Source organism: Thiospirochaeta perfilievii (assembly GCF_008329945.1).
Lineage (GTDB): Bacteria > Spirochaetota > Spirochaetia > DSM-2461 > DSM-2461 > Thiospirochaeta > Thiospirochaeta perfilievii.
Window position 1 is genome coordinate 987,337 of sequence record NZ_CP035807.1, and the last position, 25,199, is coordinate 1,012,535.

Below are 25,199 nucleotides of genomic sequence, written 5' to 3' on the forward strand. Positions count from 1 at the left end.
TTAATTTGTTGAAAAATAAAATTAGAGTATAATCTAATCATGGAATTGAAGAAATCACTTAAAACATACGACGTATTTAGTTTAGCAGCAGGAGCGATGATAAGTTCAGGACTGTTTATTTTACCCTCTGTAGCATATAAAGAGGCGGGAAGTTGGGCAATATTATCCTACTTTTTAGCAGGAATTTTAATGATACCAGCCCTAATATCCCAATTAGAGTTGGCAACAGCACTACCAAAGGCTGGAGGAACCTACTTTTATATAGAGAGAATATTAGGTAGCTCTTCTGGTATGGCAGCAGGCTTTGCAAACTGGTTTTCTATCGCTTTAAAAAGTGCTTTAGCACTAGTTGGTATTGGATTTTTTGCTAATCTAATATTTCCTAACCTAACCCCATTTCAGTTAAAACTTATTTCTGCAGGGGCATGTGTACTCTTCTCACTAATTAATATTTTCTCTGCAGAATCAGCAGGGCATAGTCAGGGTATCCTTGTAGTTGTTCTACTGATAATATTAACACAATTTGTATTAGTAGGTTATCGAGAGGCGGATTTAAACCTAATAGTTCAGGGAGCACAAGTCTTCGACTGGGGTAGCATAATATCAGTTACAGGGATGGTTTTTATATCCTATGGAGGTTTAACTAAAGTTGCCAGTGTTGCTGAAGAGGTAAAAGATCCCGGAAAGTCCCTTGTTAGGGGGAGTTTTATAGCCTTCTTAATTGTTCAATCCCTCTATGTTCTAATTGTTACAATAATAAGTGGAGTATTATCTGGAGAGGAGTTTTCATTATCCCTAGCCCCTCTATCCGATGCGGCACAAAAAATATTTACGAACCCAATTATTAAATGGACCGAGGTCATACTTCTCTCTCTAGCTGCAATAATTGCATTTATTACAACAGCAAATGCGGGAATAATGGCAGCTTCTAGAGTACCTTTAGCTATGAGTCGGGATAAAATGCTACCAAAGGTTATGGGTCGAGTATCTAAACGAGGAACCCCTGTAAACTCTATACTATTTACATCCATATTTATTCTTATACTTATCTTTGCCCTAGACCTAAAGGATCTAGCTAAAATTGCATCTCTATTTATGTTATTACTATTTATTTTGGTCAACATCTCTGTAATTGTAATTAGAAAAACAAATATGAGTAATTATAGACCTACTTTTAAATCCCCGTTTTTTCCCCTGTTACAAATTATAGGAGTTATTTTCTACACAGTTTTAATTCTAAATATGGGAATTAAACCAATAATTACAGCAATTATATTTCTTTTTGTATCCGTTTTATGGTACTACATCTTTGTTAATAAACATGTAAATAGAACTTCAGCTTTAGTCTACATGATAGAGAGAGTTGCAAAAAAAGAGATTTTAACTTCTATGGAGGATTTAGAAGAGGAACTTTTAGGGATTCTTTTAGAGAGGGATGAGGTTAAAGAGGATAGATTTAGTAATATAATAAGACAATCTATTGTTTTAGACTTTAATAAAGAGTTAAACAGAGATGAACTATTTAGTGAAATATCCAAGGAAGTATCTAAAAGATGGAGTATAGATGCTGATAAATTTATGAAAAAACTTAATATTAGGGAGAATGATTCTGAAACACTAGTATATCCAGGTGTTGCAGTTCCCCATGCTATTCCCCACGTTATTGTAGAGGGAGAAAACATTTTTGATATACTTCTAGTCAGGGATAAAAATGGAATAATTTGGAACGATGAAGGAACTATAGTACATACTGTTTTTTGCCTTATAGGAAGTAAGGATGAGAGGGATTTCCATTTAAAGGCTCTTATGTCTATAGCTCAAATATTACAAAGTCCAGGTTTTATAGAGGATTGGGAAAATGCCGAAACCCCAGAAGAGCTAAGAACAGTTATGTTATTAGCTAAACGGAGGTTTTTAGAAGTTTAAACCTTTGATAAAATATGCCCCGCTATTCTCTCTAATGACATGATAGAACAGTGGGCATCCCTTTTTATGGCCTCTTTTGGCATACCAAAAACAACACAACTAGCTTCATCCTGGGCTACGGTATATGAGCCAGCAGACTTCATCTCTAATAGACCCTCTGCTCCATCATCCCCCATTCCTGTCATTATAACACCTATAGCATTTTTACCTGCATATCTAGCAGTGGACCTAAAAAGAACATCTACAGATGGTCTATGTCTAGAGACTAGGGGGCCATCCTTAATTTCAACATAATAACGGCTACCACTTCTTTTAAGCAGTGTATGTTTATTACCAGGGGCTATAAGGGCAGTTCCCCGTAAAACCGAATCATTGTTTTCTGCTTCCTTTACCTGAATAACACAGGACTCATTTAACCTTTTAGCAAAAGCAGCTGTAAAATTCTCTGGCATATGCTGGACAATTACAACACCAGGAGTATCAATAGGCAGGGATTCTAAAAATATTTTAAGAGCAACAGTTCCACCAGTAGATGCTCCTACAACAATAAGTTTCTCTGTAGTATCTATAGAGTGGAAGTTAGTTGGTTTTGACATTATAACATCAGCACTTAGCTTAGGCTGAGCAACAATCTGCTTACTAACCTTTTTGGGACTACTTTGTGCCGCAGCTCTAATTGCATCACAGATAATATTTCTTGACTCTTCTAAAAATACCTTTGTCCCCATTTGGGGTTTTTTAATAATATCTACAGCTCCATATTCTAGGGCCCGTAAGGCGTTAGCTGAACCATCCTCACTCTTACTACTACAGATAATAACAGGTATTGGGTGCTGCAGCATTAGTTTCTTTAAAAAAGTTAACCCATCCATACGAGGCATCTCTATATCCAGAATAATAACATCTGGAACCATCTCTTTTAATTTTTTAGCAGCAATATATGGGTCTGCTGCTGTACACAGAAGGTTTATATCACTCTCCTTTGAAATAAGATCTGTAAGAGTACTTCTAACAACAGCAGAGTCATCAACAATCATAACATTTATACTACTCATTTATCACTTTCTCCTTTTTAACATAGATAGATGCTCCAACTCGTTTAAATGGAAGAGAACTATTAGGTAAATTTTCTGAATGACCTAAAAAGAGATAACCCTCTGGATGAAGATGGGTATATAGATTACTTAAAATTTTATTTTGAATTTCCTTATTAAAATATATCATAACATTTCTTAGGAAAATAATATGGTATAACTTTTTTATCTTGTATGAGTCAGTAATTAAATTTATATGTTTAAATAAAACCTTTTTTCTTAAATCCTTTTTAATCCGTATAGTTGGTTCATCCTTGTTTTTACTTAATAAACAGTATTTTTTCTTATAATTTAGTGGTATTGGCTCACTATCTGCTAGGGAGTAAACAGCATTCTGTCCCTCCGCCAATACTTTCTCAGATATATCTGTTGCTAATATTTTATAACTTTTATTTGGGTTTTCTTGAATAAACTCTTCTAAAAACATTGCCATGGTATAAGCTTCCTCCCCTGTAGAAGAAGCTGCAGACCATAACCTTATCTCACCCCTTGGTTCAAGATTTCCTATTTCCGGTAATACATGACTCTTTAAATAGTTAAAATGATCAACTTCTCTAAAAAAATCTGTTTTATTAGTAGTTATACACTCTATAAAACGGGGAATCTCCTCTTTTTGACCTAATGGACTAAAAAAATACTTTGCATACTCTTCATAAGTAGATATTTCTAGGGCTCTTAATCTTCTTAATAATCTGGATTCTACCATTATTTTCTTAGCATCAGGCATAGAGATTCCTATTTGTCCCTGTATATAGTCTCGAAACTTATAGAAAGTCTCTTTTTTCATACTTTTTGATTCTGAGCTAATTTCCAACTGATATTTCCTCAAAGTCTTGAACAACACGAACTAGTTGTTCTATATCAAAAACAAGGGCGACAGAACCATCACCTAATATAGCAGCACCTGAAATCTCCTTAATATGACGATACATAGAACCTAGAGATTTAATTACAGTTTGATTCCCTCCAATAACATTATCAACTAATAATCCAATTTGAGAGCTATTACTATTTACAATTACTATCTGTTCTATATCTCTTCTACGACCTTCTACTTCAAAAAATGTTCTTAGATCTATATATGGTACAAGTTTTTCCCTAAAAGTTATAACGTTCTTACCAGATTTATGGTCCTTGTTCTCTTCCTTAAGTTCCACACAAGCTTCCACAGTACTAAGGGGAATGACATAGGAATCCCCACCGATATTTACTAATAATCCTTCAATTATAGCAAGGGTTATAGGCAGTGTTAGTGTTATCCTTGTATATTTACCCTCTTCACTTGTTATTGCAACACTTCCTTTTAACTCTTCAATCTGTTTTTTTACAACATCAAGACCTACACCTCGTCCAGAAACGTTGGTAATACTAGCAGCAGTAGAGAAACCAGGAGCAAAAATAAGATTAAATAGATCATCATCTAATATCTCTTCACCATCCCGAATTAATCCTCGGGCTATCCCTTTAGATCTAATCTTCTCCCTATTTAATCCTCCACCATCATCTTGGATAACTATTTGTACCGAAGCCCCTGCATGTATAGCTGATAACTTAATTGTTCCTGTTTCATCCTTTCCATTAGCTTTACGAACTGTAGGACTCTCAATCCCATGGTCAATACAGTTTCTAATAATGTGAACTAATGGGTCATGTAACTGCTCAATAACATTTTTATCTAGCTCAGTTTCAGCACCCTCAGTAACAAGCTCAATTTTTTTACCTAACTCACTAGATAGATCCCTAACTAATCGTCTAAACCTAGAAAAGGTGGATCCAATAGGTAACATTCTCATACTCATAGAGTTATCCCGTAACTCCTCGGTTAAAAGACCAAATCTCTCAATTATAGAGATTAATTTACTGTCATTTGTATCATGACTAAGCTGTAACATCTGGGCATAAATAGTAACAATCTCCCCGACTAAATCGATTAAACTATCTAGTTTATTAGAGTTTATTCTAATGCTATCATTTGCTGGAGCTGCAGCCTCAATCTTCTTAGTTTTAGTTTTATTTATATAAGTTTGGGCTTTTAGAGCATTCTTTATCTCATGTTCAGACAACATGCTCTCTTTAACTAAGATTTCACCTAACTTATGTTGTTCCTTTAAAGCCTTATCTAACTCTTCTTTTTTTAAACTACCTCGTTTAACTAGGAGATCTCCAAGTTTTTCAGGTATTGGCTCTTCACTGTTTAGTTCCCACTCTTCTATTGTTACCTCAGAAGGGGCGTCTACAAAAATAAAGATATCGTGTATTTTATTAACACTTTTTTGTGTAGTAATATAAATTTCCCAATAGACATAACACTCTTCTGTATTAAGGTTTGATAATTTTGGTATTTTTTCATAATAAGGAATTACTAATCCATCACCTAATTCCAATACTTCGTGGACCATCATTAAGGGATTTGTGCCAGTAAAAAACATTTTTGGTTCAGGCTTAAAGATAACTCTATAAGTGATACTCTCTTTATTATCATCTGGGGAGATATAGTTTTCATTTAAGGCATTTTTGAAATCAACAAAAAAAGCCTCTTGATCATCTATTCTATACTCGGGATCATTTATCATTGAGAGTATAATATCCCTAGATCTAAGGGTATAATCGATAAACCCTTTACTAACCTTAATATCTCCCGATCTTACTGATTCTAAAATAGACTCTACCTCGTGGGTAAATTTAGATATTAGATCTAAACCAACCATACCAGCTGACCCCTTAACTGTATGCATTACTCTAAATACAGCAGAAATTAGATCTTCATCATCTGGAGATGATTCTAATTCTAAAAGAGAATCTTCTAAATGGCCTAGTAATTCTAATGCTTCTTCTTTAAATATTTTTATAAAGTTGTCATCTTCCATATACGCCTCTATATCCCATCCTCAATAAAACTTTGCAGTTCACTCCCATTACTTATTATATTAGGAGAAAAACAAATTTTATTTAGATCCTGGGAGAAGTTACTTTTAAACTCCCCAATAAATAAATAATCTTTTTTAATTCCTTTAACTCAGCAACAATACTAATTAGCAGTTGTAGTCCTGATATATCAATTTTTTCTACACTTGATAGATCTATTGTTATATCACCCTTAACGTCTAATTTTCTAAGTAGCTCATCTTTTATATCCTCAACATTGTGTATCTTTAAATCCTTATCTAGAATGATATTGCTACTCACCACTAGGAACCTCTGTTTTAGTTCTAATTATATGAAGGTCCTTAGTATTAAGGATTTTATTAATATTTAAGAGAATAATAAACTCTTCATCAACCTTTCCCATACCGTGTATAAACTCAGTATTTATCGGTATCCCTATTTTTGGAGCTGCTTCAATATCCTCAGGCTCTATTGTTAATACTTTTTGCACAGAGTCTGTATAAATTCCTATAGTTAATTTTCCATCACCACCATCTAAATCATCAACCTCTGTAACAATAATATTATTTCTAATACTACCAATACCATCATCCATCTTAAATTTTGACTTTAAATCCAGTACAGGGACAACACTACCCCTTAGATTTATTACCCCACACATAAACTCAGGCATTCTAGGGACTCTAGTTAGCTCAGTGGCCTCTAAAACTTCCCTAGTATTTACAATATTTATGCCGTACTTCTCTTTACCTAGAGTAAATGTTAAATATTGATTTAGGACAGCCACACTAATATCACTCATATATTTCTCCTAAAATTCCTCATAATCTTTATCTACTAAATCGTTATATACTGTATAGTTCTCATCATCATCTAAGGCTATATCTATCCCCTTATTAGGATTTTTCGGAGTGGGATGACTCTTAGGCTTTTCTGACTGACTGCTTTTTACAGGTTGTACATGTACTGGCTTATGCTCTACATGGGGAAGAACTTTTTTACTCCTATTTGTAGAGTGATTTAAATTATCCATTTTAAAGAAACTAATTGCATCCCTTAAAACCATAGATTGACTACTTAACTCTTCTGCCATAGATGAAGACTCTTCTGAAACAGCAGCGTTTTGCTGTATAACCTTATCTAGCTGCATAATAGCCTGATTAATCTGTTCTGCTCCGGCATTCTGTTCATTACTTGATGCACTAATCTCCTGAATTAACTCTGCTGTATGTTTAATATCCGGTATCATCTCCATTATTGTAGTTCCTGCATCCTCAGCAACCTTAACACTTCCACTGGCTAACTCATTTATCTCAGATGCGGCTAGTTGACTTCTCTCTGCTAACTTACCTACTTCTGATGCAACAACTGCAAACCCTTTACCATACTCTCCAGCTCTAGCTGCTTCTATTGAGGCATTTAATGCAAGTAAGTTAGTATTTCTAGCTATCTCTTCAATAACTCCAATTTTTTTGGCAATATCTTTCATTGCCTCAACAGTTCTATTTACAGCTTCACCACCATTTTCTGCATCAATGGCAGATTTTCTTGCAATCTTTTCTGTCTGGTTAGAGTTATCTGCATTTCTTTTTATATTAGAAACCATCTCTTCCATGGATGAGGAGATCTCCTCAATTGATGAAGCTTGTTCAGCAGCTCCTTGAGACATCTGTTGGGCCGTATCACTTAATTGACCACTACCGGAGGCAACATTATCCGAACTAGACCTTACACTTGTAACAACTTCCTGAAGCTTATCTACCATACCGTAAAGAGAGTTATGAACACCAACTAAAGGTTTATCTGTATTAAACTTAATCATAAGATCTCCCCCCTCGATAGAAGTTGCAATATCTGCGATTTCCGAAGGATCTACACCTAACTGTTTTAAGATACTAGAAGTAATAAATAGAGCTAATAAAATACCAATTAGTACAGCTAAAGCAGATGTACCAATTACAATAGTTATATAAACTGTGTTTTGACTCTGAAGGTTAGCTCCTAAAGCCTCTTGTTCATTTTTAACAGATAACTTAATCTCTTCAATATTATCAGCAATCAATGGGCCTAATACATTTAATTTATTATCAATAAGTTTATTTCTATCAATTATTATTGAGTAAACTTCCTTAAAACCATCCCAATATATGCTGTGTAACGAGTCTACCTCTTTTAATAGATTTATTAAGCTTCTATCCTCTATCATACCTAGTAATGAATCAAAACTCTCATCTAATAACTTCATCTCAGAATCTAGCATATCAGAGTATATTTTTTGGTTATCTTCTAAATATTTAGCAACAAAGAGCCGTCCTAATAACAGATGTCTTAATGCTATTCCAGCTTCATAGGAGACTTCATTGTTATTAGCATCATTAGCATAAACCATTATTTCTGCCAATTTATTCTCCATTGTTGTTCCGTTAATACCTAAGTTGTTATCTACAATCTTATCCCTCTGGCCCATAAATGTTACAACTTGTTCAAAGGATGTTGAGTATTCTTCTATCTCATTTTTAGATTTTAATACAAGAGCAGCCCTCTCTGGATTTTGTATCTCATTTTCTGCTTCTACTATAAAGCCATCAACTAGATCCATATACTCTTGATAATTATCAACATAAACATCCGTACCATCCTTTAGATAGTTTAAAACATTAATACGAACCATTAACATATTTGCTTGTAACCTACCAGATAGATTTGTATCATTTGCCAAACCTTCATACTTAGTAAAACCATTGGAGGCACCATTTAAAGCTATAAATGCAACAATACTTACAATTAATAGGAGTAATATAACTGAACCAAACCCCATTAAAACTTTTGCTCTTAATTTCATTTCTATCTCCATTTATTTTTATAATAATTAAAGTATTATTTAACAGGTTATTGGATACAAGGAAAATTTTTATAAATAATGGATAAATTATAAAAAAGTAGAGATAGCTATATTACAATTGTATAAAGTTTAATTTTAGTAGAAAATTAGATAAGGAAATATTTCAAATAGGATATAAAATGGCATTAGTTGATCTATTAAACAAAAAAGTAATAAAAGTTCCCTTAAAATCAAAGAATAAAAGTGATGTTCTTTTAGAATTAACAACAATCTTAGCAAAAGCTGGGAAATTTAAGGACATAAAAAGCGTAGTTAAGGCATTAGTTGAACGGGAAAACATTGGTAGTACAGGTCTTGGTTCAGGGATTGCAATACCCCACGCAAAAACAGAACTTGTAGATGAGTTAACAGTTGCAGTGGGAATTAGCCCTAAGGGTATAGAGTTTAATGCCATAGATGGAGAGTTATCAACTATTTTCTTCCTTATTTTAGCACCACCTGATCAGTCTGTACAACATGTAAAGACTCTTTCGGAGATAGCAAATATTGTGAAAGATTACTCCTTTTGTGAAAGTCTATTAGAAGCTAAAAAACCAAATACTGTATTAGATATTTTTAAGAATACTATTTAACTAATTTATTCCATAAAAGTGTTGCATAATATATTGGCATATGGTCATTTATATTAATAGTTGTATCACTTTTTAACTTAGTTAGGTAATCCTTCCATTCTAAGATACTTGTTTTTATATGATCCGTTAACTCTATGGTGGAGGAGAGGTTTTCCCTCTCCTTTCTGTGATATTTAATAACTTTTTTAGCAATTTTAGCCTGTTCTAATGGAGTAAGATTTGGTCTCTCTTTTACAAATTCCATATCATTATTTATATATACAAGATCTCCCATATCTTTAAATTCGAATTTTATTTTAGGAAGGTTAGGAGGTAATGAGACTATAGGATCGTATCTATTTTCTACCCTCCATATAAGCCTATCCTTTGTAAGATTAACAAAGTCTTTATCCCCGACCCTAGGAGCTCCAAACATAACTAGACTATGGGCTTTATTAAAAAGAGTGAAACAGAGTGCAGCTAAAGCCCCTCCTAAACTGTGACCAGTAATCCATATTGGTCTTTTTTTATTCTCTTTATATATAGCTTTAAGATATTCAAATAGACCATTCTCCCCTTCCCAAATCTCATATAAAGCTTTAAGAAAACCGTTATGAACTTTTCCTCCAAGTTTAAAATCAGTAGGTTTAGCATTAAGGTCTGTCCATAACTCATGGATTGCTGATAGCGACTTTAACTCAGTTCCACGAAATGTAACAATAACTAACTTTTTATTTTTAGCTATCATACACTCAGTTCCGGTTCCATTAAAAAATTTAAACTGATTAAGACCAGCATATCTATAAGAGAGCTTAGCAAAGCCGGGGTGATTATATACAAGGAAGGAACTCTCTGCTAACCACCAGAGATTATTATAGGATAATTTATTACTTTTTGGTTTAAATTTGAACTTCTTACAGTTTTGGAAATAGATATAGTTCATATCAGGGGGTATTACAGGATAATCATTAGAATCAGGGAGCTCTTTTTTTAATATTTTATCAAACATAAAAGAAGTTTATTCCTAGTTTAAATAAGAATCAATATTGCAACCAAGGCAAATTAGTGGTAAAAATACTAAACTAAAATTAAGGATTACTGGTGGAAGAGAAAGATATTGATAAATGTATAGATACTCTAGAGTATCTATTGGAAAATGATGAGTTTTATGTAACTTTAGGTGAAAAGAGGCAGATAGCTCTTATGAAACTTGCAGGAAGAATTTCTCACCCAGATGTATATACTCTTAAAAATAGACGAAAAATAAAAAAAAGACTAAAAAAACAAGAAATTGTAGCTATAGAGAGAAAAGCAAGAGCTGCAACAGGTATTAGGGTAGCAAGGGAGGACGATGTCTTTTCAGCACCTCTTTTATTAACTGATGATTCTATTGTTAATAGGGATGATCTAATTTTAAACTCACCAAGAAACTGTTACGTATGCAAGGCTGAGTATACCCAGATGCACTTTTTTTACGACTCAATGTGTCCTAAGTGTGCAGAGTTAAATTATCAAAAACGTTTTCAAACAGCCGACCTTACTGGCCAAGTTGCTGTAATTACCGGTTCTAGGTTAAAAATCGGTTACCACGCCACACTTATGATGTTAAGGGCTGGAGCTACTGTTATAGCTACTACAAGATTCCCTGTTGATTCAGCAACTAGATTCTCTAAGGAGAGTGACTTTAATGTTTGGGGGCACAGGTTGCATATTTATGGCTTAGACCTAAGACATACTCCTAGTGTTGAAATATTTTGTAGCCATATAGAGCAGACTTTTGATAGATTGGATATACTAATTAATAACGCGGCTCAAACAGTAAGAAGACCTCCAGGTTTTTACTCCCATATGATGGAAAATGAGATGAAACCATTTTCAGAATTTTCCGATGGAGTCCAGATGCTTCTTCACAACTTTGAGGTTTGTAATGATAAAATAAACTCAATCTCTAACAATAGCCCAGACCCTGAGAGTTCTCTTCCTGTTAACTGGAATACAAAACTTCCTGGAATTGGCTTAAGGGAGTCTGCTAAGTTATCCCAGATTCCATACTCCTATGATGATGCACTATCCACTGAGGAGATTTTTCCTACTGGTCAATTAGATGTAGATCTTCAGCAGGTTGACCTAAGAACAACCAATAGCTGGAGATTAAAACTAGGTGAGGTTAATACTTCAGAGATGCTTGAGGTACAACTAGTCAATACAATTGCACCCTTTGTATTGTGTAACCAATTAACACCACTTATGAAGAGGGATAATACTGGTAAAAAACATATTATTAATGTTTCTGCTATGGAAGGTAAGTTTAAACGCTTTAAGAAAGAGGCAAGACACCCCCATACAAATATGGCAAAAGCAGCACTGAATATGCTAACCCATACATCTTCAAGGGAGTTAGCTGACTATGGAATCTTTATGAATGCTGTTGATACAGGTTGGGTTACAGATGAAGATCCTGCTCAGTTATCAAAGTTGAAGGAAGATTTACATGATTTCCAGCCACCATTGGATATTGTAGATGGTGCAGCTAGGGTTATGGATCCGCTTTTTGATGGTATTAATAGAGGTGAACACTGGTGTGGTAAGTTTCTTAAGGACTACTTTCCAATAGATTGGTAATTAACATATTTTTGGTCTTCAATGGCAATATGCTGTTGAAGCCATTTTATTAGAAAAAAGAATAACTGTACTGGATTATAGTTCCCATCACTATCTAATCTATTTTTAAGAGTATCAAACTCTTTAATGAAATTTGAATGAATTGATTTGTGAGAGATAATGTCATCATAACCTATCTTATCCATATAAGCTTCCTCTTCTGAAAAGTGTATAATAATGTACTCTTCTAGAAAGTTTAATATTCTATAGACTTCCCTATTTGTCTCCCTAGAATTTTGCTCAAGCTTTTTTAACTTAGTAATTTCGTCAAAAAGCCTTTTATGTTGTACATCTATAAAATCAATTCCTGTCTTATATATACTTGTCCACTCCACTATTAACTCCTTAGAAATTTATTTCAGGTTTCTCTAAATTAATTCCATCATTTGGATCTATACCCATACTATAAGTAAATTTTAGTGATGATTCAATAAAGCCTAGGCTATGGGATAGGGACTGTTTTAAATTATACCCCTTTAAAAGAGATCCAATTAAAAGTGTTGTAAAGGCATCTCCAGTTCCTGAATAATCCTGGGGGATATACTCACACTGGTCAAAAAAATATTCGCCACTTAACTTATCATAGGCTCCGGTATATCTACCCTTACCATCTTTAAAATGTATACTAGTTAAAACTACAATATTAGGTCCTAGAAGAGATAACTCTTTTAACAGATCCTTTGCCTCATCTACACTCAACTCAGGGGAGTAATCTCTTTTTAGCAGAGCTGCAGCTTCTGTAGTATTTGGTGTAATAATATCAGCATTTTTTACAAGTTTAACCATTTTGTCTATTATACCTGAATCGATTATAGAGTATATTTTACCACCATCTCCCATTACAGGATCAACAACAACTAATGGTCTATTTTTACTAAACCTCTTTATAAAATCAATGACTATATCAATTTGTGAAGCAGAACCTAAAAAACCGGAATATATGGCATCAAACTTTAAGCCTAGTCTGTCCCAATGATCCATTATTGGGATCATTTGATCCGTTAGATCTAGATATGTTCCATTTTCAAAGGCTCCATGGGTTGATAAAAGTGCTGTAGGTAGAGGACACACCTGAATATTCATTTTTGAAAAAAGGGGAATAACAACGGTTAAAGATGACCTACCAAAACCTGATAGATCATGTATTGCCGCTACACGTTGAGCCTTAAATAGCATGTTCCAGCTTTAATCCCCTTGCTCTTAGAGCTTTAATAATTTCCTCAATCATACTATCTTGCTGACCTTTAATAGAATCAACTATTAGATCGGCATATTTATTATATAAAAGCTCCCTCTCATCAAAGAGTTCTTGGAATGTCTGGTCAGGGCGTCTAGCAATACCCCTATTCTCATAGTTACTTACACGATTTTTAAGTTCATCTAAGGATGCCCTAATAAAAATGACTATTCCATCTTTTTTTAAATGTTTCATAGCCTTAGCACCGTAAACAGCACTGCCTCCAGTGGAGATAACACTATTTTTAACATTTAACTCAGACAGGACTTCTTCTTCAACTTCTCTAAGTCTTAGATATCCATCCCTATCCATAGTTTCTTGTAGGCTCTCTCCTGTTTTATTCTGAATATTTAAGTCAGAGTCTATAAAATCAAAGGCTACTCTTTTAGCTAAAAGAACCCCAATTGTACTTTTCCCAGCTCCAGGCATTCCTACTAAAACTATATTCATTATTTTTGTCTCACTGTAAATGAGTTTATCTCTTTACCATCAACTGTAACAATTAGTTTATTTCCAACTTTCTCAAGGTAAGGTATTGTTAATGGACCACCAAAAGTTCTTGATGTAAATATAGTCTCTATATCACCCTCAGAATTAACTCTCTCTAACTTCATTGGTAGACTTACTGGATAATTTGAAACAACTAACTCAATTAAGCCAAAGGAGAAATCTGAAGGATAGTCCTCTGGGGCAGTCATTGTCATCTCAACAATTGTAGACCAAGGAACAGTAATACCTCTGTCTGGTGTTTGATAAACAATTACACCTGGATTTTCATCATTTCTTCTATTTCTAACTGTAAATCTGTATCGTATAGGCCACTGTGTAATTTTATTAAGACCATCTAAAAATGGAAGTCCCTTCATTGTTGGAACCACGTAGGATGACTCTAATTTACCTTTACTTATATGAAATGTAACCTCTGTAACCTCTGTTATCTCCGTTCCAGCAGGAGGATCTTGGGATAAAATAGTTCCTTCCGGTTCATCACTTACTATCTCAATAGGTGTACCAATTATAAGAATAGGCTCTGAACTTGTGCTTGAAAAAAGCTTCTGTAGCTCTGCTCTAACAGCATTAATTGTCTGCCCTTCATAGGAACCAACAATATCTATAACTCCACCTAAACTTGAAGTGATATTTATAAGTCTTCCAGCTTTTACAACTGACCCAGGAGATATATCTTGACTTATAATAAGTCCCTTCTCCTTTGGAGAACTATTTTTTACAGTAAGTTTAGGATACAGTGCTCGTTCCTGTAACTCTATAATTGCTTCGGATAATTTAAGCCCAATTAAGTTAGGAACTTTAGTATCCTCTTGTCCTTCAAGAGTAGCAAAAAAGATTATAGCAAAAAGTATAACAATAAACACTGCCGAGGCTATAATTCCCCATACAGCCTTAAAATAAAACTCTTTTTCAATCTTCTCTCGAATTAATAACTCTTCTTCTGTTAACTCAATCTTTTCTCTATTCTTTGAACCAAATAGTTGTTTAAAAATATTTTTCATTATCTATCCCAATAGTGTATTTACAAAATTCTTTACACCGTTATTAAATGATTTATAATCTAAAGCTTTTTTAGACTGTAATTGTAACCTAGTAATATAAATAGTACCATCTCCGGTTTTAACTAAAAAACCATTTGCTTTTGAGTATTCTAAAACTCTTCCTGGTTCACCATCACCTACTATATCCGAGGCCTCTGCCTCAATAATATTTAAGCCTTTTCCTTCAAATTCTGTCTGGGCCATTGGCCAAGGATTGTATGCTCTAATCATATTTAAAAGTTGATTTGAGTCCATACTCCAGTCAATTATACCATCATCCTTCATAATTAGTTTACAAAATGTTGCATCATCATCATTTTGTTCCCACTCTGTTACAGAATCACTTTCAATATCCTTAACAACTTTAACAATATATGGTGCAGCCATTGTAGCAACCCGCTCAGTTAACGAACCAGTTGTCTCCTTTTCTGATAACTCGAATTTTTCTTGAAGAAGAATATTTCCACTATCCATTTTAGCTGCTAATCGTTGAATAGATATTCCAGATACTTTATCTCCATTTAAAATTGCTGCACTAAGAGGTGAAGGGCCCCTATATATTGGCAATAGAGATGGATGAATATTTACTCCTCCTAGGGGGAAAATATCTAGAAACTCCTTTTTAAATATTTTACCATAGGCGATGCAAACTAAAAGATCTGGTTTTAACTCTTTTATCTTACTGTATAGTTCACTCTCTAGTCTATCGGGTTGAAATATATTTAGTTCTAACTCTTCTGCCCTTGCTTTTATAGGGGATGGGAAGAGTGTTTTTTTTCTACCCTGGGGTCTATCAGGATTTGTTAAAACCCCACAAACGTCAAACTCATTTACAAGGGCATTTAATGAAGGCACACCAATTTCAGGGGTTCCAGCAAAGAGAATACGCATTATATACCCATAGCCTTTTTATATTTCTTTACAATCTTTTCTTTAGGTTTATCCTGTAGATGATCAATAAATAGAACGCCATTTAGATGATCTATTTCGTGCTGTATAACAGTTGCCAACATTCCATCAGCATCAATGGTGAAAGGTCTTCCCCGCTCATTCCAAGCTTGTACTTTTATCCTTTCTGGTCTGGTAACTTTGGCATACATGCCTGGGATACTTAAACATCCCTCTTCATATACATTCTCTTCTAAGGAAGTTTCAATTATTTCTGGGTTAATAAGAACAAATGGTTCTACATCCTCAAATCCTACAACTACAAATCTTTTTGATACACCAACTTGGGGAGCAGCAAGACCAACACCGTTGGATTCTATCATAAAATCTATCATCTCTTTAATAAATGATTTTAATTCTGGAGTAAATTCTGTTACAGGTTCTGCAACTTTTCTTAAAACGACTTCTTCTTCTTGGAAGCCTAATTTATACATATCCATAATAGGAATAATACTAAAGATAACCCTTATTGTTCAAGGTTTCCCGTATTTTAATTTCTAAACTATCCTTCTTATCTTTATCCATAAATGTAGCAAATAAGTTATTTAGGATAAGTTGTCCAATCTCTTTTTTATTAAATATTTCATTTTCTAGAAGAAGAACATACTCTTCTAACAAGGTAGAGCCAAAAATTGTAGGATCATCAGAGTTAACTGTTATAAATATTCCCTTATCAAAAAAACTCTTAATTGGATGGCTACCTATATTTTGAACATAAGCTTTAGTAAAAAGATTACTAGTGGGACATACTTCTAAGGGAATTTTAAGCTCTTTCAAATGGTTCATACACTCTTCATTTTCCATAGCTGATATACCATGGCCAATTCTTTCGACTTTTAGAATATCTACTGCAGCATTTATAGATTTATAGTCAGCATCCTCACCAGCGTGGGCAACAAGATGCAGTCCGTGCTCTCTTGCTTTATCAAAAACTGTTACAAAATCCTCTGCATTTCCAACTTTTTCTGCCCCGCCTAGACCTATCCCTATTATCCTTGGATGATTAAACTCCAGGGTTAAATCTAAATTTTTCATGGCATTTTCTAAGCCAAATCCCCTAGATACGTCTATTATAAACTTTATATCAATACTCTTTTCTTTAAATATCCTATCGGCACCAGAAACAAGAACATTCATAATGTCTTGAAAAATAAAACCATTTTTTAAAAATGATGTAGGAGCCACAAATACTTCGGCATAAACAATATTATTACTGGTTAAATAATCTTCTAAATCATCCATAAGCAGTTTAAAATCTTCTGGATCTCTATATGATGCTTGGATAACATTAATAAATAGATCAATAAAGTCGGAAAGACTATTAACTTTAAATTTATTCTCTAGGTCCTCAATATTATGAACACCTTCAATATCTAATTTATGTTTATTAATAAGTTTCCATACTGTTTTAGCTGTAGTAACAGCTTCTATATGAAGATGAATCTCTGTTTTAGGTATCCCTTGTAATTCAGTAATAGTACTTTTTTTAATATCCATAAATTATCCTTATTAAGCCTCTACAAAGTTACGAAGAAGTTGTAAACCTACTTCCCCAGATTTCTCTGGATGAAACTGAAAAGCAGTAATATTCTCATATTCTACACTTGAACAAAACTCAATGCCATAAGTTGTTTTTCCTATAACATTTTTTTTATCCTTTGGTTCTACATAGTAAGAGTGCACAAAATAGAAAGATGCTTCCTTTGGAATACCTCTAAAAATACCCTTACCATTATGCTCAACGGTATTCCAACCTATGTGGGGAATCTTTAACCCCATATCCTTTGGAAAGTGTTTTGCCTCTCCTGGAACCAATCCAAGACAGTTAGTATCGCTCTCCTGGGAGTGATCAAGAATAATCTGAGATCCAAGACAGATACCTAAAATAGGTTTCCCACTCTTTTTAAATTCCCTTAAACTCCTCTCTAAATCCCTAACTCTTAGTTGCTCCATAGCCCAGTTTGCTTCACCTACTCCAGGGAATATCAATTTGTCACACCCCATTAAAACAGAGTGTTCAGAAGAAACCACATAGTCAGAACCTATAAAACTTAAAGCAGAGACTACACTTGTAAGATTTCCTGCATTATAATCTACAATCCCTATTTTCATTTGTCGGCCTCTCCTTCTAAAAATATAATATTATTAATAAAATCTACAATTATTTTCTCATTTATAGCTATATTTTCCAATACTACAAAATTATTTTCTGTCCTAACCTCTATATTTTGACTTATATCATTAAGAATAACACTGTTAGAAGTCAGGGATGAGAACTTAAAAAATAGGTTTAGCAAACGATTAAAGGCTTTTGCTTTATTAATTGTTTCAAATCCTAGCTCTCCTATAATAGTATACTCAAGATTTCTGGGATTTAAAGATAATTTTAAACTTTTAACTCCACCTTGTATAAATCCATTACTAAGTCTTTTAGTTAACTCATCTTCAACCCTAGGTTTAATAAATAGAATAGCATCTACTGGAGTTTCTAAACTGAACTCTCTATGTTTTTTAATTATTGGAACAATATCCAAAGAGGAAAAGATAATAGTATTATTATCAGAAAAGTAAATTTTTACACCATCTTTATTTACCCAATACTTAATACCTCTATCCTTAACTTTTTTCCAGGAGAAAGATAAAAATAGTCCAAACTCACTCTTACCCCTAGAAAAGTCCCCTCGAAGAACACCATCAAAACCAGATTTAATATCACTGTTAAGTCCAAGAAAAACATCAAAACTTTGAGTTATAAAACCTTTAGTAAACTTATCTAGATTGTATGTAGCGAGAACTCCATTAATAATAGACTGATTCTCTTTAAAATCCACATAGATAATTGAATCTCTCTGATCAGAAAAGAGGTTATCAATAGAGACGCTCTCTTGTATCCTTAAAGATGGAGGATTTGTCTGGCAGCTATATAAAAATAGCAGGCCTAAGCCTGCTATAATAATTATGCTTTTTCTAAAAAGATTGTGCATGTTTCATCTCCACATGATACTTCATTGGAGAACTCCTTTGATGTAAAATCTAAAGTTGTAGCTAAAGTTTCATTTAATAAATACTCTTTAAAACTCTCTGCTGCCTCTTTAACTTTATCTGAACCCTCTATTCCTAGACTAATTCTATCTACAACTTCAAGGTTACTATCTTTTCTTAAATTATTAACACCACGAATTATGTCTCGAACTATACCTTCCTGAATTAACTCATCAGTTAAAACTGCGTCTAAGGCTATTGTTAACATTCCCTCGTTTAATACCTTAAGCCCCTCTTTCTCGGCCCTTGAAATTACAACATGCTCTTCAGTTATTTCCACATCCTGTTCTGTTTTATTGGAACCAACATAGGATACAGTTAAAGTTTTACCCTCTAATAATCCCTTTATTGCAGAACCATCTAGCTTACTAATTTCAGCTGCTGCATTTTTCATGTTTTTACCTAACAGTTTACCAAGTACTTTAAAGTTTGCCTTACAGCTATACTCTACTAACTCCTCTTCATTCTCTCTTAAAAGAACCTCTTTAACATTTAGCTCTTCTTTAATTATATCAGACATTTCAAGTAGTACACTCTTCTCGTTTTCATCCCGAGTTACCATAAACATAGATTTTAAAGGCTGCCTGGTTTTTAGTGTATGTAGAGATCTTAACGCACGTCCCATAGATACAGCCTGTCTAGTTAAGGACATTTTTAACTCTAGTCTCTCATCCCTATTCTCCACTTTTGCTACAGGGAAATCACATAGATGAACAGATTCTGGCATATCCTCTGTCCTTAGGTTTTGATAGATCTCCTCTGAAATATATGGAACAAATGGACAAGCAACTTTTACAAGGTTCATTAAAGCGTACCAAATTGCTTGGTAAGCTTCTGTTTTATCATTATCACTCTCTGACTTCCAGAATCTCTTTCGACTTCTTCTTATATACCAATTATTTAATGAGTCAATAAACTTAACAAACTCATCTATGGCTTCTCTTACATCATAGGCATCTAATTTTTCTGTTACATTGGCGATTAATGTCTCTGTTTCAGATATTATCCACTTATCTAATGGGTTTTCAGGGTTTTTAGGTCCCTGCTTAATTGTAACATTATCAATATTAGCATATGTAATAAAGAAGGAGTATGCGTTCCAAAGTGGTAGAATTATTGATTTTAATACATCTTTTACCCCATCGTCAGAGTATTTTAATCCCTCACCCTTAACCACAGAACTATGCATTAAAAATAGCCTTAGGGCATCTGCACCAAAATTGTTTATAACTTCCATTGGGTCTGTATAGTTTCTAAGACTCTTGGACATTTTTTTACCATCTGCTGCTAAAACTAAACCATTAACAACAACATTTTTAAATGCAGGTTTATCAAAAAGTGCTGCTGCTAAAACAGTTAAAGTGTAAAACCAACCCCTAGTCTGGTCTAAACCTTCAGATATAAAATCTGCAGGATAGTTGGCTTCGAACATCTCTTTATTTTCAAATGGGTAGTGGTTTTGAGCATAGGGCATAGCTCCAGATTCAAACCAACAGTCTAATACCTCTTCAACCCTTTTCATTGTTCCACCACAACTACATGGAATAGTAATATCATCAACAAAGTGTTTATGTAGGTCATCTATATCAGTTTTCCCTGATAGATTTTCTAACTCTTGTCTTGAACCAATACAGATATCCTTTTTACAATCAGGACACTGCCATATAGGAATAGGATTACCCCAATATCTATTTCTAGATACAGACCACTCCCTAGCTCCTTCTAACCACTTACCAAAACGCCCTTTTTGTAAATGGGAAGGAACCCAGTTAATCTGCTCATTTGCACTTAACATTTTATCTTTAATCTGGTCTACATCTATAAACCATGAACTTATAGCTCTATAAATTAGAGGGCTTTTACACCTCCAGCAGTGGGGGTAACTATGAAGATACTGCTCTCTTTTTATTAACTTACCCTCTTCCTTGAGTCTATTAGTTATATCTTTATCACAATCTTTTACATACCTATCTTTATAATCAGGAATTTCTCCAGTAAATTTACACTCACCATCTATCGGACAAACTGTTTTAATTCCTGTTCCCTTTAATACAAGGTGGTCGTCCTCACCAAATCCTGGAGCAATATGAACAATACCTGTACCACTATCAGTAGTTACATAGTCTGCTGTAAAAACTTTAAAAGCTCCCTGCTCTACTGCATCTTCAAAGTATGGCATTAAAGGTTCATAGGATAAACCTAAAAGGTCACTACCCTTCTTCTCCCAAACTATATCAAGGCTCTCCCCTTCTTCTAGCTTGTAGTAGGCAGAAACCCTCTCCTTAGCCATTATATAATAACAATCTTCATCCTTATCCTTAACTTTAACATACTCTATTTCAGGCCCTACAGCTAAAGCTAAGTTACTAGGTAGTGTCCATGGTGTTGTAGTCCATGCCATAAAAAATGTATTGTCTTCATCTTTTAACTTAAACTTTACTGTTATAGCGTTATCGTGAACATCTTCGTACCCACCCATATTTAACTCATGGGTTGATAGAACTGTGGAACACCTAGGACAATAGGGCATAATTCTATGACCTTCATATACTAACTCTTTATCCCAAAGCTGTTTAAATACCCACCATATAGACTCCATATAGTCAGGATCCATTGTTTTATAATCATTATCAAAGTCTACCCATCTACCTAAACGGTTTATTACAGACTCCCACTCTTTTGTGAATCTTAATACAATAGATCGACATTTTTCATTAAACTCAGGTATACCGTACTTCTCAATCTCTGTTTTACCAGAGATTCCAAGCTCTTTCTCCATTTCGAACTCTACAGGCAGACCATGACAGTCCCACCCAAATCGTCTCTCTACTTTTTTACCCTTCATTGTTTGATATCTTGGGAATATATCCTTTATAGTTCCTGGAACAAAGTGCCCAAAATGGGGAAGTCCGGTTGCGAATGGAGGTCCATCAAACATAATATACTCTTGGCAGCCTTCTCTTTGTTCAATAGATCTTTTAAAAATATCCTTTTCCTTCCAGAACTTTAATATTTCTTCTTCCATTAAAGGAAAACTTACCCTTGGGTCTACTTGCTTATACAAAACGACACTCCTTAAATTCAATAAAAAATTAGAACAATTTTATTATTTTTATTAATAATTGGCAATAGAGGTCAAATAACTACTATTTATTGGATACATATTTGAATCTTAACAAATTACTTGAAAATGGTAATAAACATTAACATAAGTTAAGATTTAATGTTTACATAAAGAAAATTTGCATTATACTTATTAATTATGATTATATTTAAATATAAAGATGAATTAGACGAAGATTCGGTAAGAGCTGCTGCACTACTGTGCGTTATTCTAGGTGTATCAACCTTTATAAGTCATAGCTTAGTACCACTTTTAGTTTTATTATGCGATAACATAGTTTCATTTTTTTTAACACCTAAGCACTCTTTCCTTACAAGGTTTTCAAAGATTACAATTCTACCAATAGCAAATTTTAGAACAAAAAAGATAAGTGCTAATGCTAAACATTTTGCTCTACTACTTGCTATAATTACCGAATCTATAATTATACTGTTTCTATTTAACGGTTATATTTTATTTGCAAATACTCTACTCTTCTTTTTAATTTTTTTTGCATTAACGGAGACTTTTCTAAAATTTTGTATAGGTTATTATATATTTAATATTTTATCACTTAAGGGGTTTATAAACGAAGAGTTGAGTGATGATTGTCTATTAAGTTTTAACCACAACCATTAAAATATCATAAATAGTAATAATTACTATTTACAATAATAGTTTTATATCTTATATTGTAAACATAATTAAATAAATAAAAATAAGGATATATAAATGGCAACAGTAACATTAGAAGGCAATAAAATTGAGACAGTAGGAGTACTTCCATCTGTAGGTAGTAAGGCACCAGACTTTAAACTAGTAAAGCAGGATTTATCAGATATTAGTTTATCTGATTACTTAGGGAAAAAGGTTGTTTTAAATATTTTTCCTTCTCTTGACACAGGAACATGCGCAGCATCTGTAAGGGCATTTAATAAGAGTGCAGCAGATTTAAAGGATACAGTAGTTTTATGTATTTCAGCAGATCTGCCATTTGCAGCGGGAAGGTTCTGTGTAGCAGAAGGTATTGAAAATGTTGAAACAGCTTCTAACTTTAGAGATAAAGATTTTGGGAATTTATACGGGGTAGACTTTAAAACTGGCCCCCTAGTTGGTCTATTAGCGAGATCAGTAGTAGTAGTTAATGAAAAGGGTGAAGTTATTTACACTGAATTAGTATCAGAAACAGTAAATGAACCTAATTATGATGCTGCACTAGCTGTATTAAAGTAATGGATACTTAGTCATATAAGGCTAAGTATATATCTTTTAAGGTGACCCTGAGACTTCCTCCTGACTATATAATTTGATTTTTATTCATTTTTAACCAGGGTCACTTTTTCTTCTTTCAAAAATTAAAAATCTTGTTAAATAAATATAATAATATATAATTTAATTATATCAATATTCAGGATTATTTTTTGAAAATTAAGTTCATTATAGTTTTTATAATATTAACAGCCACCTCTTGCACTTATAAACAGATTAATTCTGTTTTAATTGATAACGGTATTACTAATTTTTCAAATATTCTTTTTGATAAAGGAGAGATTGTTAAGCTAGATGGGGATTGGATTTTTTGGCCTGATAAATTACTAAGTTATAATGAAGTAATAAACAGTTTAGATGATGGTTATAGGGTATATAAAGATTTCCCTGGTTTATGGCAAAAGCTAACCCTTCTTGAAAGTAAAAATAACCTAATAAACCGTGGTACTTTTGTTTTAAGATTAAAGTTACCTAAAAGTATTGATTCATGGTCAATTAGAGTTCCAAATGCTATATCCTCAACAACACTATACTTAAATGAAACTAAGTTAGTAGAAATAGGTAAAACATCAAACTCCATTAAGGATTATATTCCAAATAGTAATTTAAAAGTTGTTCCTTTTACTTTAAACAGAGAAGATAACATTTTAATTATGCATGTTTCAAACTACTTAGTTCCCTATACAGGTACATGGGACAGTTTAACTATTGGTAGAACTAAGGATATAAACCATAAAAGATTTATTGATATTGTTATATCCTCTTTAATTTCAGGTGCATTATTAATTATGGGGGTTTATCATTTAGCACTTTATCTACTTAGAAGAAAGGATAAAAGTACCCTTTGGTTCTCCCTTATCTGTATATTAATGAGCATAAGAAACTTAATAACAGGGGAGAGGATACTAATTGAACTACTACCTGTATCTGAGTTAATGTGGAGGATATGTTTTAGTATAGAACACCTCTCTGCTCACCTTACCCTTCCACTATTTTTCCTATTTTTTAGTGTGATTTTCCCCAAATATATAAATAAGATAGTAATTAATACGGTTTTATATGTTGCAGGACTCTGGCTATTTATACATATTTTTACCCCTCCAATGTTTCACCACAGGTTTTTATCTTTCTACGAATACTTTCTTATGATTACTTCTATTTACCTTTTATCAAGTATAATTAGAGCATTTGTAAATAGAGAGGATGGAGCTCTAATATCCCTATCAGGAATGTTATTTCTTTTTTCAGCAAGTATAAATGATGTTCTTTTATCAAATGAAATTATTGATAGTATCTACCTAGCCCCAATAGGTTTATTAATATACACCCTTACTCATAGTTTTTTTATATCTAAAAGATTTTCAACAATATTCCATGAAGTTGAAATATATTCTAATAATTTAAAGACTCAAAATCGATCTTTAGAGAGGTTTATACCTAATCAAATTCTTCTCTATCTTAAAAAAAATGAAATTGTAGATGTGAAATCAGGAGATTCAATTAAGCAGGAGATGGCTGTCCTTATTTTAGATAGGGAGTATTCTAATGATTCTTTTAGTTCTTTATCCGATGAGGAAAAACTAAAAGAAATAAACTTATTTACTACTAGATTTGGTACATTAATAACTAGATGTAATGGTTTTATAGAGAAGTATACAGAAAATGGGTTTATAGCCCTGTTTCCATCAGGTAGTGGTGATGCTTTAAAATCCTCCCTATATATAAGAACAACATTAATACATTACAATAACGAGAGAATGTTTAATAATTTAGCCCCACTTAAAATTAATATTGGTATAGACAAAGGCGAAGTTTTAATAGGCACTGTTGGTGATGTAAAAAGGTTAGACTCAATTATAATATCGGATACTATAAGTAATGTTATACAGTTAAAAGAGTTAGGATATAAATTAAAAAAGGATATAGTGGTATCTAATAATTCTGTAAAAGAACTCCAAAATCCTGAAAAATATAGATTAAGGCTTCTTCCAAAACAGGATCAAAATTACTACGTAGTTGATTGGGCTTAA

General features: G+C 33.2%; 23 protein-coding genes. 6 read left to right on the forward strand and 17 right to left on the reverse strand.

Going from position 1 to position 25,199, the window contains the following annotated elements:
• Positions 1 to 39: 39 nt before the first annotated feature.
• Entirely contained in the window at positions 40 to 1,926 is a 1,887-nt protein-coding gene (locus tag EW093_RS04510; protein WP_149567248.1) for an amino acid permease, read from the forward strand.
• On the opposite strand, the gene EW093_RS04515 is transcribed toward EW093_RS04510, so the two are convergent.
• From EW093_RS04515 to EW093_RS04540, 6 genes are all read right to left on the reverse strand, one after another.
• On the reverse strand, positions 1,923 to 2,981 hold the full coding sequence (locus EW093_RS04515) for a protein-glutamate methylesterase/protein-glutamine glutaminase (protein ID WP_149567249.1): 1,059 nt from the start codon (positions 2,979 to 2,981) through the stop codon (positions 1,923 to 1,925). The two genes, EW093_RS04510 and EW093_RS04515, sit on opposite strands and share 4 nt — an antisense overlap.
• Positions 2,974 to 3,834 carry a CheR family methyltransferase gene (locus tag EW093_RS04520; RefSeq protein WP_149567250.1) on the reverse strand — a complete coding sequence of 287 codons (861 nt, stop codon included), beginning with the start codon at positions 3,832 to 3,834 and terminating at the stop codon, positions 2,974 to 2,976. The genes EW093_RS04515 and EW093_RS04520 overlap by 8 nt, the downstream gene beginning before the upstream one ends.
• A complete protein-coding gene (locus EW093_RS04525) occupies positions 3,824 to 5,887 on the reverse strand; it encodes a chemotaxis protein CheA (RefSeq protein ID WP_149567251.1) in 2,064 nt (687 codons plus the stop codon). Before EW093_RS04525 ends, EW093_RS04520 begins: the two co-directional genes overlap by 11 nt.
• A gap of 82 nt (positions 5,888 to 5,969) precedes the next feature.
• Positions 5,970 to 6,209: an STAS domain-containing protein gene (locus EW093_RS04530; RefSeq protein ID WP_149567252.1), complete on the reverse strand. Its 240-nt coding sequence runs from the start codon at positions 6,207 to 6,209 to the stop codon at positions 5,970 to 5,972.
• Positions 6,199 to 6,708 carry a chemotaxis protein CheW gene (locus EW093_RS04535; protein ID WP_149567253.1) on the reverse strand — a complete coding sequence of 170 codons (510 nt, stop codon included), beginning with the start codon at positions 6,706 to 6,708 and terminating at the stop codon, positions 6,199 to 6,201. Before EW093_RS04535 ends, EW093_RS04530 begins: the two co-directional genes overlap by 11 nt.
• A 9-nt stretch (positions 6,709 to 6,717) precedes the next feature.
• Positions 6,718 to 8,748 (reverse strand): HAMP domain-containing methyl-accepting chemotaxis protein, encoded by a 2,031-nt coding sequence (locus tag EW093_RS04540; protein WP_246745070.1) that lies wholly within the window; start codon positions 8,746 to 8,748, stop codon positions 6,718 to 6,720.
• Between the two features lie 179 nt (positions 8,749 to 8,927).
• On the opposite strand from EW093_RS04540, the gene EW093_RS04545 reads away from it, so the two are divergent.
• On the forward strand, positions 8,928 to 9,380 hold the full coding sequence (locus EW093_RS04545; protein WP_149567255.1) for a PTS sugar transporter subunit IIA: 453 nt from the start codon (positions 8,928 to 8,930) through the stop codon (positions 9,378 to 9,380).
• On the opposite strand, the gene EW093_RS04550 is transcribed toward EW093_RS04545, so the two are convergent.
• Positions 9,373 to 10,368, reverse strand: a complete 996-nt coding sequence (locus tag EW093_RS04550) for a lipase family protein (protein ID WP_149567256.1) — start codon at positions 10,366 to 10,368, stop codon at positions 9,373 to 9,375. The two genes, EW093_RS04545 and EW093_RS04550, sit on opposite strands and share 8 nt — an antisense overlap.
• A gap of 92 nt (positions 10,369 to 10,460) precedes the next feature.
• On the opposite strand from EW093_RS04550, the gene EW093_RS04555 reads away from it, so the two are divergent.
• Positions 10,461 to 11,981, forward strand: a complete 1,521-nt coding sequence (locus tag EW093_RS04555; RefSeq protein WP_223111651.1) for an SDR family oxidoreductase — start codon at positions 10,461 to 10,463, stop codon at positions 11,979 to 11,981.
• On the opposite strand, the gene EW093_RS04560 is transcribed toward EW093_RS04555, so the two are convergent.
• Genes EW093_RS04560 through ileS form a run of 10 tightly spaced genes read right to left on the reverse strand, consistent with a single transcriptional unit; the run spans position 11,960 to position 21,861 of the window.
• Entirely contained in the window at positions 11,960 to 12,355 is a 396-nt protein-coding gene (locus EW093_RS04560) for a bacteriohemerythrin (protein WP_187759832.1), read from the reverse strand. The two genes, EW093_RS04555 and EW093_RS04560, sit on opposite strands and share 22 nt — an antisense overlap.
• Positions 12,356 to 12,365: 10 nt before the next feature.
• Positions 12,366 to 13,196 (reverse strand): pyridoxamine kinase, encoded by an 831-nt coding sequence (locus EW093_RS04565; RefSeq protein ID WP_149567259.1) that lies wholly within the window; start codon positions 13,194 to 13,196, stop codon positions 12,366 to 12,368.
• Entirely contained in the window at positions 13,186 to 13,707 is a 522-nt protein-coding gene (locus EW093_RS04570) for a shikimate kinase (RefSeq protein WP_149567260.1), read from the reverse strand. Before EW093_RS04570 ends, EW093_RS04565 begins: the two co-directional genes overlap by 11 nt.
• Positions 13,707 to 14,768 (reverse strand): PASTA domain-containing protein, encoded by a 1,062-nt coding sequence (locus EW093_RS04575; RefSeq protein ID WP_149567261.1) that lies wholly within the window; start codon positions 14,766 to 14,768, stop codon positions 13,707 to 13,709. The genes EW093_RS04570 and EW093_RS04575 overlap by 1 nt, the downstream gene beginning before the upstream one ends.
• Before the next feature lie 3 nt (positions 14,769 to 14,771).
• The gene (fmt, locus tag EW093_RS04580; RefSeq protein ID WP_149567262.1) at positions 14,772 to 15,698 is read right to left on the reverse strand and encodes a methionyl-tRNA formyltransferase; all 927 of its coding nucleotides are present in this window, start codon (positions 15,696 to 15,698) and stop codon (positions 14,772 to 14,774) included.
• A complete protein-coding gene (def, locus tag EW093_RS04585) occupies positions 15,698 to 16,195 on the reverse strand; it encodes a peptide deformylase (RefSeq protein WP_149567263.1) in 498 nt (165 codons plus the stop codon). Before def ends, fmt begins: the two co-directional genes overlap by 1 nt.
• A gap of 13 nt (positions 16,196 to 16,208) precedes the next feature.
• Entirely contained in the window at positions 16,209 to 17,252 is a 1,044-nt protein-coding gene (gene add, locus EW093_RS04590; protein ID WP_149567264.1) for an adenosine deaminase, read from the reverse strand.
• Positions 17,253 to 17,264: 12 nt separating this feature from the next.
• Positions 17,265 to 17,867 (reverse strand): imidazole glycerol phosphate synthase subunit HisH, encoded by a 603-nt coding sequence (hisH, locus tag EW093_RS04595; protein ID WP_149567265.1) that lies wholly within the window; start codon positions 17,865 to 17,867, stop codon positions 17,265 to 17,267.
• A complete protein-coding gene (locus EW093_RS04600; RefSeq protein ID WP_149567266.1) occupies positions 17,864 to 18,739 on the reverse strand; it encodes a hypothetical protein in 876 nt (291 codons plus the stop codon). Before EW093_RS04600 ends, hisH begins: the two co-directional genes overlap by 4 nt.
• Positions 18,712 to 21,861 (reverse strand): isoleucine--tRNA ligase, encoded by a 3,150-nt coding sequence (gene ileS, locus EW093_RS04605; protein WP_149567267.1) that lies wholly within the window; start codon positions 21,859 to 21,861, stop codon positions 18,712 to 18,714. The genes EW093_RS04600 and ileS overlap by 28 nt, the downstream gene beginning before the upstream one ends.
• Before the next feature lie 198 nt (positions 21,862 to 22,059).
• On the opposite strand from ileS, the gene EW093_RS04610 reads away from it, so the two are divergent.
• The 3 genes from EW093_RS04610 to EW093_RS04620 all read left to right on the forward strand — a co-directional run bounded on the left by EW093_RS04610 (position 22,060) and on the right by EW093_RS04620 (position 25,199).
• Entirely contained in the window at positions 22,060 to 22,539 is a 480-nt protein-coding gene (locus EW093_RS04610; protein ID WP_149567268.1) for a DUF4395 family protein, read from the forward strand.
• A gap of 93 nt (positions 22,540 to 22,632) precedes the next feature.
• Positions 22,633 to 23,133 carry a thiol peroxidase gene (gene tpx, locus EW093_RS04615; protein ID WP_149567269.1) on the forward strand — a complete coding sequence of 167 codons (501 nt, stop codon included), beginning with the start codon at positions 22,633 to 22,635 and terminating at the stop codon, positions 23,131 to 23,133.
• A gap of 188 nt (positions 23,134 to 23,321) precedes the next feature.
• Positions 23,322 to 25,199, forward strand: coding sequence for an adenylate/guanylate cyclase domain-containing protein (locus EW093_RS04620; protein ID WP_149567270.1), 1,878 nt, complete (start codon positions 23,322 to 23,324; stop codon positions 25,197 to 25,199).

What these genes read in the sequence shown, in the direction of transcription:
- EW093_RS04510 (WP_149567248.1), top strand. Translation starts at nt 40, where the DNA reads ATGGAATTGAAGAAATCACTTAAAACATACGACGTATTTAGTTTAGCA.
- EW093_RS04515 (WP_149567249.1), bottom strand. Translation starts at nt 2,981, where the DNA reads ATGAGTAGTATAAATGTTATGATTGTTGATGACTCTGCTGTTGTTAGA.
- EW093_RS04525 (WP_149567251.1), bottom strand. Translation starts at nt 5,887, where the DNA reads ATGGAAGATGACAACTTTATAAAAATATTTAAAGAAGAAGCATTAGAA.
- EW093_RS04535 (WP_149567253.1), bottom strand. Translation starts at nt 6,708, where the DNA reads ATGAGTGATATTAGTGTGGCTGTCCTAAATCAATATTTAACATTTACT.
- EW093_RS04540 (WP_246745070.1), bottom strand. Translation starts at nt 8,748, where the DNA reads ATGAAATTAAGAGCAAAAGTTTTAATGGGGTTTGGTTCAGTTATATTA.
- EW093_RS04545 (WP_149567255.1), top strand. Translation starts at nt 8,928, where the DNA reads ATGGCATTAGTTGATCTATTAAACAAAAAAGTAATAAAAGTTCCCTTA.
- EW093_RS04550 (WP_149567256.1), bottom strand. Translation starts at nt 10,368, where the DNA reads ATGTTTGATAAAATATTAAAAAAAGAGCTCCCTGATTCTAATGATTAT.
- EW093_RS04565 (WP_149567259.1), bottom strand. Translation starts at nt 13,196, where the DNA reads ATGCTATTTAAGGCTCAACGTGTAGCGGCAATACATGATCTATCAGGT.
- EW093_RS04570 (WP_149567260.1), bottom strand. Translation starts at nt 13,707, where the DNA reads ATGAATATAGTTTTAGTAGGAATGCCTGGAGCTGGGAAAAGTACAATT.
- EW093_RS04575 (WP_149567261.1), bottom strand. Translation starts at nt 14,768, where the DNA reads ATGAAAAATATTTTTAAACAACTATTTGGTTCAAAGAATAGAGAAAAG.
- fmt (WP_149567262.1), bottom strand. Translation starts at nt 15,698, where the DNA reads ATGCGTATTCTCTTTGCTGGAACCCCTGAAATTGGTGTGCCTTCATTA.
- def (WP_149567263.1), bottom strand. Translation starts at nt 16,195, where the DNA reads ATGGATATGTATAAATTAGGCTTCCAAGAAGAAGAAGTCGTTTTAAGA.
- add (WP_149567264.1), bottom strand. Translation starts at nt 17,252, where the DNA reads ATGGATATTAAAAAAAGTACTATTACTGAATTACAAGGGATACCTAAA.
- hisH (WP_149567265.1), bottom strand. Translation starts at nt 17,867, where the DNA reads ATGAAAATAGGGATTGTAGATTATAATGCAGGAAATCTTACAAGTGTA.
- EW093_RS04600 (WP_149567266.1), bottom strand. Translation starts at nt 18,739, where the DNA reads ATGCACAATCTTTTTAGAAAAAGCATAATTATTATAGCAGGCTTAGGC.
- EW093_RS04610 (WP_149567268.1), top strand. Translation starts at nt 22,060, where the DNA reads ATGATTATATTTAAATATAAAGATGAATTAGACGAAGATTCGGTAAGA.
- tpx (WP_149567269.1), top strand. Translation starts at nt 22,633, where the DNA reads ATGGCAACAGTAACATTAGAAGGCAATAAAATTGAGACAGTAGGAGTA.